At 33.7% G+C, this 9,372-nt stretch carries 12 protein-coding genes; 5 read left to right on the top strand and 7 right to left on the bottom strand.

Annotated elements, in window-relative coordinates; all coding sequences use genetic code 11:
* Positions 1 to 763: 763 nt before the first annotated feature.
* Positions 764 to 1,744, bottom strand: a complete 981-nt coding sequence (locus MOC86_RS22975) for a hypothetical protein (RefSeq protein WP_268586265.1) — start codon at positions 1,742 to 1,744, stop codon at positions 764 to 766.
* Between the two features lie 873 nt (positions 1,745 to 2,617).
* Here MOC86_RS22975 and MOC86_RS22970 point away from each other — a divergent pair.
* Positions 2,618 to 3,268: a MerR family transcriptional regulator gene (locus MOC86_RS22970; RefSeq protein WP_268586264.1), complete on the top strand. Its 651-nt coding sequence runs from the start codon at positions 2,618 to 2,620 to the stop codon at positions 3,266 to 3,268.
* 92 nt (positions 3,269 to 3,360) lie between these two features.
* Here the strand turns inward: MOC86_RS22970 and MOC86_RS22965 are convergent, their stop codons facing one another.
* The 3 genes from MOC86_RS22965 to MOC86_RS22955 all read right to left on the bottom strand — a co-directional run bounded on the left by MOC86_RS22965 (position 3,361) and on the right by MOC86_RS22955 (position 5,369).
* A complete protein-coding gene (locus MOC86_RS22965) occupies positions 3,361 to 3,921 on the bottom strand; it encodes a replication-relaxation family protein (protein WP_268586263.1) in 561 nt (186 codons plus the stop codon).
* Positions 3,905 to 5,071, bottom strand: coding sequence for an FtsK/SpoIIIE domain-containing protein (locus MOC86_RS22960; RefSeq protein ID WP_268586262.1), 1,167 nt, complete (start codon positions 5,069 to 5,071; stop codon positions 3,905 to 3,907). The genes MOC86_RS22965 and MOC86_RS22960 overlap by 17 nt, the downstream gene beginning before the upstream one ends.
* A gap of 121 nt (positions 5,072 to 5,192) precedes the next feature.
* Positions 5,193 to 5,369 carry a hypothetical protein gene (locus MOC86_RS22955; RefSeq protein WP_172463462.1) on the bottom strand — a complete coding sequence of 59 codons (177 nt, stop codon included), beginning with the start codon at positions 5,367 to 5,369 and terminating at the stop codon, positions 5,193 to 5,195.
* 152 nt (positions 5,370 to 5,521) lie between these two features.
* Between MOC86_RS22955 and MOC86_RS22950 the strand changes: the two genes are divergently transcribed.
* Positions 5,522 to 5,734 (top strand): helix-turn-helix domain-containing protein, encoded by a 213-nt coding sequence (locus MOC86_RS22950; protein ID WP_268586261.1) that lies wholly within the window; start codon positions 5,522 to 5,524, stop codon positions 5,732 to 5,734.
* A gap of 415 nt (positions 5,735 to 6,149) precedes the next feature.
* Here MOC86_RS22950 and MOC86_RS22945 read toward each other — a convergent pair whose 3' ends face one another.
* From MOC86_RS22945 to MOC86_RS22935, 3 genes are all read right to left on the bottom strand, one after another.
* Entirely contained in the window at positions 6,150 to 6,335 is a 186-nt protein-coding gene (locus tag MOC86_RS22945) for a hypothetical protein (RefSeq protein WP_268586260.1), read from the bottom strand.
* 289 nt (positions 6,336 to 6,624) lie between these two features.
* Entirely contained in the window at positions 6,625 to 6,837 is a 213-nt protein-coding gene (locus tag MOC86_RS22940; RefSeq protein WP_268586259.1) for a hypothetical protein, read from the bottom strand.
* Positions 6,838 to 7,138: 301 nt separating this feature from the next.
* On the bottom strand, positions 7,139 to 7,699 hold the full coding sequence (locus MOC86_RS22935) for a YhcN/YlaJ family sporulation lipoprotein (protein WP_268586258.1): 561 nt from the start codon (positions 7,697 to 7,699) through the stop codon (positions 7,139 to 7,141).
* Positions 7,700 to 8,316: 617 nt separating this feature from the next.
* Between MOC86_RS22935 and MOC86_RS22930 the strand changes: the two genes are divergently transcribed.
* From MOC86_RS22930 to MOC86_RS22920, 3 genes are all read left to right on the top strand, one after another.
* Positions 8,317 to 8,523 (top strand): DUF1657 domain-containing protein, encoded by a 207-nt coding sequence (locus MOC86_RS22930; protein ID WP_268586257.1) that lies wholly within the window; start codon positions 8,317 to 8,319, stop codon positions 8,521 to 8,523.
* An 83-nt stretch (positions 8,524 to 8,606) separates the two neighbouring features.
* A complete protein-coding gene (locus MOC86_RS22925; protein WP_268586256.1) occupies positions 8,607 to 9,080 on the top strand; it encodes a YhcN/YlaJ family sporulation lipoprotein in 474 nt (157 codons plus the stop codon).
* Positions 9,081 to 9,102: 22 nt separating this feature from the next.
* On the top strand, positions 9,103 to 9,372 hold a 270-nt coding region (locus MOC86_RS22920), incomplete at its 3' end, for a SpoVA/SpoVAEb family sporulation membrane protein (protein ID WP_268586255.1).

Genomic DNA, 9,372 nt, shown 5'->3' with positions numbered 1-9,372 from the left:
AAACCTTTTAAAATATGAAAATATATAAAAAAGATATATAATATACTTGATTATATGTTTTCATATTTTATAAGGTTTTTATTTTATAAATAGAGGATAAAAATAATCAAATACCTTAAAATAAAATAAAAAAACATCTATATTATATAAAAAATATATAAATTAGGAATTATTTTTATTTAACTGATTATGTTTTAAATAATAAAAACATAAAAATTCATTTACTTAGGGACCACTTGGGCTCCACTAATTCTATATAGAGCACAAATTACCCCTTAAAATAGAAAATGTTATTAGATCGTTAAACTCTATTACTGGTTTAAATATGAATATAGTAGAACATGCAAATATAATATTTAATAAGATTTCTATATATCTAATACTGATCTAAGAAATCCAAAGGAAGCTATTTTCCTATATTTATACAATAGCTGCATTTTTTACAAATAACTGCTCCCTTACTTATATTTACATACCTCTCTACTATTACTGACGCACTTAGATAAAAATCTACTCCAAAACATATATCTGCTATTCTCATATATAGCTTGTACACCATATGTTCTCTACAAAACAGAATAGAATTTACAGCTATGATTATATAAAAAATTCATTATTTATCGTCTCCATAGACAATAAGGTACAAACTTCACCTTGTAGACTATATAGAGAGTTAGCTCTATAGGAATATTGAAAGTTCTCTTTTTCATATTCTTAAACAGAGTAGGAATTATAATTTAGATAAAGTAATAAAATATGTACTCTACTTGTAATGGGCTAAAATAGCTCTCATTTGAACCATTTCAGCTTCTTCGGATTTATCTTCTATCTTAGAAACTTCTTGTTCTGCTACTTCTTGTGTTTCTTTGAACCAGTCAGGTAACATTTCTTTTCGTACAATTTGATATGGTACATTTTGGTCGCCAGAATTCTCTTTACATTCTAATAAAGTATTAAATTTATTAAATGCAATACGATATACGAGTTTACATTGCTCTTCTAAGTTCATAGAGCCCGTTTTTAGGTATGTAAAAAGAGTATGTATAGATTCATAAGCTACAATATGGATTTCCTTAATAGAAAGCGAATGTGAAGTATTTCTAAGTACTTTATGATAAGCCATTCTAACTCGTAAATATAAATCTCTTAATGAATCTTTAAAAATATCTTTAAAAGTTTGATTAACTAATTTAGGAACACCTTTTATAAAAGGTATGGTTTTATACATAATATGATCTTTAATATTATTTTTAGGTAAATAATAGGTAGAAACTTTTTTTGCTTCTTCAGTCTTACTTGCACAAGGCTTTTCGGCTTTTTCAGCTTGGACATCTGTTTGGACATCAAAGTTAAAATACTGGGCCCAAATAGAAAAGTAAGGGTGATCCACAAAGAAATATACAGCTGCTCCTCGACCATTATGTCTGGATGAAGAGCGATGCTTTTTAACTACTTTTCCTGCTTCTTGTAAAGTTTTCATCACACGGCGAATAGTGCGAGTAGAGAGGTTATGTAATTGAGCAAAATATGTGTCCTTAGCATAGATAAATCCTTTATCTGTTGCTAAAAAGCATAAAGTATCAATAGCATGTCTCGTTTCAGATTTTAGTCGATTAAAGGTTTCTCCATAAACTGCTTCAACAACCTCTAATAATTTGTACTTCATTTGTTTCTGCTGTTGCTTAGATTTAATACAAGAGTCGTATTGCTGCATATAATTAAAATCAGAATTTAGAATCAACATTTTTCTCTCCCTTTCATTATGGGAAAACGAAAAAGGTGTGTTTACCGTATTATTAAACGGTAAACACACCTCCCATAAAAAAAGAGAATTATGCAATAAACCCTTGAAATATCATAAAATATATCGTACAATACAGGTACAAAATTATGATAAGTAACAAGAGGTTTAAGGCAGGTGTTTACCGTGGAGTGATCACGGTGGACCGTCGTAGGATGTTGGCGCATCACTACGATTGTCTTGAGCCTTTTTTATTTTCCGAACTTATTTAGTTGGTGTTATTATAGCAAACTCTACCATTTTAAACAATCAATTTTTTAGATATTTTAATAGACTATAATAAATTTCATCTAAAAGAATTTAGATTCTCTTGGATACAGGTATTTATTTTCACTTTATTCTTTAAGAACAATGTTCTAATTGAACATTTATTCTTCACTTGCATTAGGTTTGAAATGTTTTTACGCATAAACGAAGGTTTCCTTGTTTAGGTTATAGAATTTAAGATGTATTAATAGTTTCTTTTTCTGTAGATGTGGCACACATGTAGTGTGTAGTCTATAAATGGACTACACAAGTCTACTATTACACATGTATTATGTGTAATAGTTATAATCTAGTCACCATATGTAGACTATATTCCACAAGTAGACTACAATTGAGGGTGTATTTTAAGCAAACCCTATTTTCTTTATTCTATATCCTTGTTGTTTATGAAGTTTTTGTGTTCCACATGTTCAGCATATAACACTTATAGAGCACAAAACATTAGCTTTATCCGTTTGTTTTTTAATGTGATTAATACTTTTTTCTTTTTGTATAGACTACATGTAGACAACTAAATACATATGGACTACATTTCAAAAGGAGGTTACCATGGATAACTATTGGAGAATCAGCGATTTTGCTAAACAAGTTAACAAACATACGAATACAGTAGATGGTTGGTTTAAAAATCTTGAAGACAAGAAAATTCATTTTATTAATCGTACAGATAATGGGGAAAAGGTCTATGATCAAACAGATTTGGATATAGCCTTATATATTAAAGATAAAAGGGACAATAAATGGTCTCTAGATGCTATATTTGACGATTTACATAACTACTTTGATTTACGAACTGCGCCTTCAGATTACGAAACAAACTCTACAAGTGTTCCATATGTTATTGACGTAGAAGCCATAAAAAAAGAGATTTTAACTGCAGCAGAACAAATTGCTGTTACACAAACTGAAGAAATTAAGAGTTATTATAGAGAACTAATTAGTCAATTACCTAAATCTAAAACAAGACAAGAGGAAAGGGAAGAAAGAATAGAGTTATTACTTCTTCAAAAGAAAGTGGAAAGAGCTTTGATACAAGAGGCTAAAGACAAATGGAATCAAAAACCAGAGAGTGAACGTTTTAGAAGAGTAGGTTTCTTTCGAAAAGAGGAAGATATATTTAAGCGAGAAGAATTTATCAAAGATTATATAAACGAACATTTCGAATCTAGATTAAAAGATTCTTTAGATACAAATAAATAAAGAGCTCAATTTATATTATTAACTACATGTGGACTACAAAATATACTATTTATTTAATATTAAACCAGAGACTTTTTCAGTCTCTGGTTTTTCTATTCTATATCTTCTTTTATCAATACTTCCGCATTTACTTTATATTCCTGACACCAGCTTAGAATCCTTTCTTTTCTCACTGGAGTGGTCGTATAAAAGATGAGTAAAGCTTGTTGATGGCCTAAAGCTTGAAAAAGGGAATGATACAATTTGATTTTCTTTTTATTTTCGAGCATCTTCTGTTTGAGATCCACTTCCACAAAACAAATGACACCGTGAAGGGAAAAGCGAGCATCACTAATGAGCTTATAGGTTTCTCCCTGGATCCTCCATTCATTCGGGCGTTCAACTTTCCAATCCTTCGGACACCCATAATACAAGTAAATATCATTCCGTCTCACTTTATGTTCTAACTGTGTTAAATGAGGTTTGGTCTTCTCCGATCCAATGTGTTGACGACCTTTCTTAGACAAATAATAGACGTTTTCATGAAGACGCTTGTGGTTTAAGAAAGGACTCATATTGTAGAGAACACGATTGGCATTGCGGACACTTTTCAACTGAAAGAGGGATTGCAATTGAGACCGACTCATACATTCCAACTTATCCAAGGCGTACATAATCTTCTCCTGTCTCGTTTGGCACAACTGTTTGTTTTGCAATTTCATACCCTCCAATCCGTTTCCAGATTTCCTCATGATTGAGGTAGGGGACTTGCACTTCTTTCACTTCATGCGTTTTAATCAACGCACGACCTTTGATATCTGAAGGTAAGGTTTCGGCTCCATAAGCATCAAGGGCTACCTTAGACGCATAATCACTTCCCAGTCGAAAACTAACCTTTAAATCCGCATTTTGCTTAATAGAACCATTCAATACATTCGAGGTAGGGTATTGGGTTCCATACACCAATCGAACGCCCAGAGCGCCCCCTATGCGTGCAATTTCACTTAGGATCGATTGACACTGCGCTAATGTCTTCTTTTCTTCTTTCTCCATAAATTTTTCAGGTGTCAGTTGTGCGGCTTCATCAATCAAAACAAAAAGACGTTGAGAGAGGGGAGTGTCCACAACATTGGACCATCCTTGACGCTTAAAAAGGGCCATTCGTTCATTCATGTCTTTCTGTACCTGTTTCAAGGCATATAAGGCCTCTATGGGGTCGCTGGCTATACGTTTGACTTGTTGTAGATTCTTATATCGGTCAAACTCTAATCCAGCTTTTAAATCGATGATGACGAATTGAGCATCCCTGGGATGGTGTTCGATCAGATAGGTCATCATGACTTTCATCATGACCGTTTTTCCAAAGCGAGTCGTCCCTGAAATCGTGGTGTGGGGTGTATGGTCAACATGATGAAAATGCCACCCCTGATGATTTTTCCCTAATGGGACCATCCATCCTTTACGATAGGGAACGTCTTGGTAAGACACATACGAAGGCATTTTGTGTTTTGAAATCTCAATGATCAGCCACTTCTTAAATGTTACGTTCACTTCTTGATCTAAGGTGACAGATAAAATCTGTTGTAACGTTCCCAATGTTTTTTCTTCTAAAGCTAAAGGTGTGCGATAAATGAGCTTAATTTGCTTTGTACTTTTACACTCTCGAACAAGTTGAGGATATCGTTTGTCTTTTCCGTCCTTAATATGGATATGATAGTGCTCAAAAGTTTGCTGTACGACTCGATGTTCCTCACTGGATGTATTCCTTCCCCACCATAAAGCTACCGCCCCCGTTAAAGCAGGAATCGCCATGAGCTCCCACATTCTTCTCACTCCTTCTTTTTTATCTTCTATAGATAGTTCCTTAAAAAGGGAAGCTTCCAAATGCCGTCCTTATCATCATGAACCTATACCTTTTCCTCTTCTAGCCTGGTCGGAACCCTGGTCATAAGAAAGGAAGGAAAGAGGACAGCGTATACAAAAAATAGAGCAAGCTCCCCAAGATACCAACGTTCATTCCAACCTGCATGACCACCCTTACTTTTTCTTTATCGACCCATCCTTTTCTCTCTGCATAAATCACCGTAAATAACACTAGGCTTGTTCCCAGGACTGTAACCATTTGAACGCCTCCTAAGTTGGTATAGTGGATTGTATGTTACATAGGTTGTTCAACTTATCTTGTCCTGTACAAAAACTTAAAGATTTCTGTATAAAAAGTTAAAGAAATGGACATAAATGAAGCCATAGAGCCATAATATTGAGGTGTAAAGAATGGGAGTCAAAAAAACAAAGTTAAAAAAATGGTTATCAAAAGAAGGAAGAACCCAAGTTTGGCTGGCGAGGAATTCAAAACTCTCAGAAACAGCAATGAGTCAAATTTGCTCAGGTAAACGAGAGCCCAACGTATCTACGGTTAAAAGGATTATGGCAGCTATTAGAAAAGTAGATAAGAATGCCAAAGTTGATGATTTCTTTGACATTTGAATGAAGGTAGAATAATGTCGTGAAAAAGAGAATAGTTATATGTAATGAATATACATAAGACCGCCTTATACACTTATAGATAGTGGGCGGTCTTTGCTATCAGTATGACTACTATTTAAAGAAAGCTTAAGCTTTCTCCTATAGCCTCAAGGCTATTCATACAGAGTAATAGTATTTGGCTTATAGATAACTCGAAGTGCAACAAGGGCGTTTGTGGCAGATGTAGGAAATACTCCCACAAGTATTAGTTGTTGTTACATAACAACTTCTTTCTTTAATATGAATAATATCTAATCTTCTGAGCAAACTACAAGGGAAGCCGTGAGAAATCACGTTACTGCTCATGATTCGCCTAGAAAGAAAAAAACGACCTTTCCGTGAAGGTCGTTTTTTCTTTATATAAACCTATCTTTCATTACCTTACACTAATTCTATTCGTCGTTTGAATATTCCAAAGAGTACTATGTGCTTTTTCATCCAATATTGTAAAAGGATTCTCGACTAGAGCTACAAATAAATTTTCATCATTCTTTACTTTTAAATTAAGTGGTATATTAGCCACTCCTTCATTGTTTGCATGATAAAAATCAACGTGTCTCAACTCTTTTCCCCAGAAGGTTAATAGAGCATAATTGTTATTAGGTTTTGCAGAAAAATTAATCCATAAGGGGAACTCATAATGATTGATCAGAATGCTTAATATACATAATTATCTTCTATAAAAGGTGAAAAGAATTGATAAAAGGAAAATGAAAGATAATTCAATCAAGTGACGTGTATGAAAATAAAAGTGAAATGCATTGGACAAGATAATAAACAAATTAAGTAGATAATTGAAAAGCGCTGATCTACTATCATCAGCGCTTTTCGGTATAGGTGGGACTTTATTTTCATTGTGTAGCTGATTGTGTTTGAAGAGACGATTGAACTTGACTTACCAACGTTTGAGCTTGAGCTATCTCAGATGCAGCTTGTTTTAAAGCCTCTTCACATTGTAGCTGATCCGCAGCAGATTGTTCAATTGCTTGTGTAATAAGCCCCTTAGAAAGTGACACTGAAGCTACAGCTTTTTTTAATTGGTTTGTATCAATTTGTTGTGGCATTTTTGTTTCCTCCTGTATGGTATTTTTAACACCCTTATATCGTTGTCTTCTTTATCAGCTTTTATGTACATTTTTCATTTAAAGAATTAGTAATTATGTAGCTGTTCAAATCTTACAGCTACATCTATAAAAACAAACTTTGGTACGTTTTTTACTTCTCTACAAAAGGTAAAAAAATATGATTTGATAAGTTGTATTGGTCCTACTATTACAGTAACTAAAAAAGGAAACTCGTTGATAAACAAGAGTTTCTCTTTTCTAGAACTTAGTAAATTGACTTGCTATGCTCAACCACTCTTATTTAACGAGCGTTAGGAAATACTCTTCGAACGGTTTCAGTAAACTCTTCAAATAACCCTGTTACCGGATCGCCTTCATTAATTCTGTTTCCGTAATCTTCCATGCGATTCACAAAATCAGGATTGGATGATACAAATACGTCCCGAATATCCCGATCTGTAGCTCTTACTTGATCGGCAATCTTCTTTTCTAAACGATCTGTTACTTCTCCTGTGGTTCCATCCTGTAAAACAACTGCCACATAGGCATTTCGGTTTGTAACAATCACATTCGCAGTGTCTACTTCGCCTAGTTTAGCAATTCGATCTGCAGCCTTATCAGCCACTTCTAACCGTGTTTGATTGTCATTATCTAGATCCAAATTATCATTATTGTTCCGATCTCCATCAGGTTGGAATCCAACATTTCGTGGCCCGTTGTTGCGATCGTTCTCTGCCTTTTGTTCAGAAGGTTCTTCAGTTGGATCGGGCTCAGCTTCATCCTTTTTATCATTACAACCAAAAAGGAATCCTACAGATAAAATTGTAGATAGAAGGCCCAATAAATATTTTCTTGTTTTCATCTTGTCTTACTCCTTTCATTTTAAGATAACATTTCTGTCGTTATTATCCGTTTAAAGAAAAGAAAGTATACGAGCTTTTTTATATGTTTGCTTAACTACCTTTACTCGTTAATTCCCAAACTTTTATGTGCATTTTTTATTTATCGAATTAGTGATTATGTAACTGTTCAAATCCTACAGTTATGAAGGAAAGTGAATCTGATTAAAAATAAAAACTGAACCATCTTTTCGGCTTAGTGACAGGGTAGCTGCGCTACTCCGTCATTTGATTTCCTAAAATTGTAATGAAACATCATGTGGTGTGTAATTAAGGAGTTCATTTACCAAAACCCTTATTTTTTGTAACGAAATATCATGTTGGACTACGCCTTGTTGTAATACGTTTTATCGATTCCCAAAAGTATTTATCAAAATGATTCCCAACTACCTTTACAACAATCCAAAAATTACCTTTTGTGGAAATTATATGACAGACTAGAACACGAACCCTGTCACTAGGCCTTTTCGAGTGTAAATATAAAACATTTACATAAAATGGTTGAATCCAAAAAGCATAAGAACTATTTTTCTTTATCATCCTATAATGGTAAGTTACTAAATTTTTGGAGGAATCATTCATGACAGTAATCAATGATGTTAAACAAACACTAGCTGGTTTAAAAAGCGCACAAGCAAGCTTTGAAGGTTTTGCTTTAGCAACTGATAATCAACAGGCAAAGCAACTATATCAAGATGCTGCTCAACAAACTCAATCGATTGTTGACAGTCTCTCTCCACGAGTTCAACAAATTGAACAAGAAGAACCCCAATATAAACAACAATAATCATGTGAATCTGAAAAGGTTGGTTAACCTAACCAACCTTTTTTACACTTTCATTTATGGAAATGAAACGGAGGGATGACTCCATGAAATACAATATAAAAAAGCTAAAAGTTTGTCTTTTTTTAATCGTTCTCTTCGTATTTGGATCAGGATGTACTGGAAATCAAGAGCAATCAGCTAAGGAAAATCAGGATACCCATATCGCCAAAGTTCATACAAACCATCCAGTCGATCAATCTGTTGCCAATCAAGCAAAAGGAAAAACCATCAAAAGGGAAGAAGTTACAGGAGTAAAAGCCGTGAATACGGATAAGGAGCTACTAGTAGCCTTAAAAGTCGAACAGTTTGATCGATTTCGATTAAAGACCATCAAAAAGAACGTGAAATCTAACCTAGAAAAAACGTATCCAGATTATAAAGTTTTCGTTTCGACGGATCAAAAAATCTTTTTAGAATTGGAACAATTAGAACAAAAACTACAAAAAGATCAACCAAAGAAGAAAATCCTAAACAAGGAATTTGACGAAATTAAAAGTCTTATGAAGGAACAAGCGTAACGAAAGAAAAGGTGATGCAGGTATGTCAAATAACAAAAAAAAACAATTAACACCTGTACAACAGGAATACCAGGAGCTTCAAAAAAAAGACGAAACCCAAAGACCCATCGTTAAAAATTGTATCAAAGCTTTTTTAACAGGTGGAATCATTTGTCTTATTGGTCAAGCTATTCAACTGTTTTATATCTATTATTTTAATTTTACAGAACAAACGGCTGGAAATCCAACGGTGGGAACCTTAATTTTTATCTCAATGCTTTTAACGGGTTTCGGCGTGTATGATCGAATCGCT

It is taken from the genome of Priestia endophytica, assembly GCF_026790145.1.
In the GTDB taxonomy this organism is placed as follows: Bacteria; Bacillota; Bacilli; order Bacillales; family Bacillaceae_H; genus Bacillus_I; species Bacillus_I endophytica_A.
The sequence above is the reverse complement of the archived record's forward strand: the minus strand, read 5'-3'. Positions and strand labels throughout refer to the sequence as shown.

What these genes read in the sequence shown, in the direction of transcription:
- MOC86_RS22975 (WP_268586265.1), bottom strand. Translation starts at nt 1,744, where the DNA reads ATGTTGATTCTAAATTCTGATTTTAATTATATGCAGCAATACGACTCT.
- MOC86_RS22930 (WP_268586257.1), top strand. Translation starts at nt 8,317, where the DNA reads ATGACAGTAATCAATGATGTTAAACAAACACTAGCTGGTTTAAAAAGC.
- MOC86_RS22935 (WP_268586258.1), bottom strand. Translation starts at nt 7,699, where the DNA reads ATGAAAACAAGAAAATATTTATTGGGCCTTCTATCTACAATTTTATCT.
- MOC86_RS22960 (WP_268586262.1), bottom strand. Translation starts at nt 5,071, where the DNA reads ATGTGGGAGCTCATGGCGATTCCTGCTTTAACGGGGGCGGTAGCTTTA.
- MOC86_RS22925 (WP_268586256.1), top strand. Translation starts at nt 8,607, where the DNA reads ATGAAATACAATATAAAAAAGCTAAAAGTTTGTCTTTTTTTAATCGTT.
- MOC86_RS22955 (WP_172463462.1), bottom strand. Translation starts at nt 5,369, where the DNA reads ATGGTTACAGTCCTGGGAACAAGCCTAGTGTTATTTACGGTGATTTAT.
- MOC86_RS22970 (WP_268586264.1), top strand. Translation starts at nt 2,618, where the DNA reads ATGGATAACTATTGGAGAATCAGCGATTTTGCTAAACAAGTTAACAAA.
- MOC86_RS22965 (WP_268586263.1), bottom strand. Translation starts at nt 3,921, where the DNA reads ATGTACGCCTTGGATAAGTTGGAATGTATGAGTCGGTCTCAATTGCAA.
- MOC86_RS22950 (WP_268586261.1), top strand. Translation starts at nt 5,522, where the DNA reads ATGGGAGTCAAAAAAACAAAGTTAAAAAAATGGTTATCAAAAGAAGGA.
- MOC86_RS22940 (WP_268586259.1), bottom strand. Translation starts at nt 6,837, where the DNA reads ATGCCACAACAAATTGATACAAACCAATTAAAAAAAGCTGTAGCTTCA.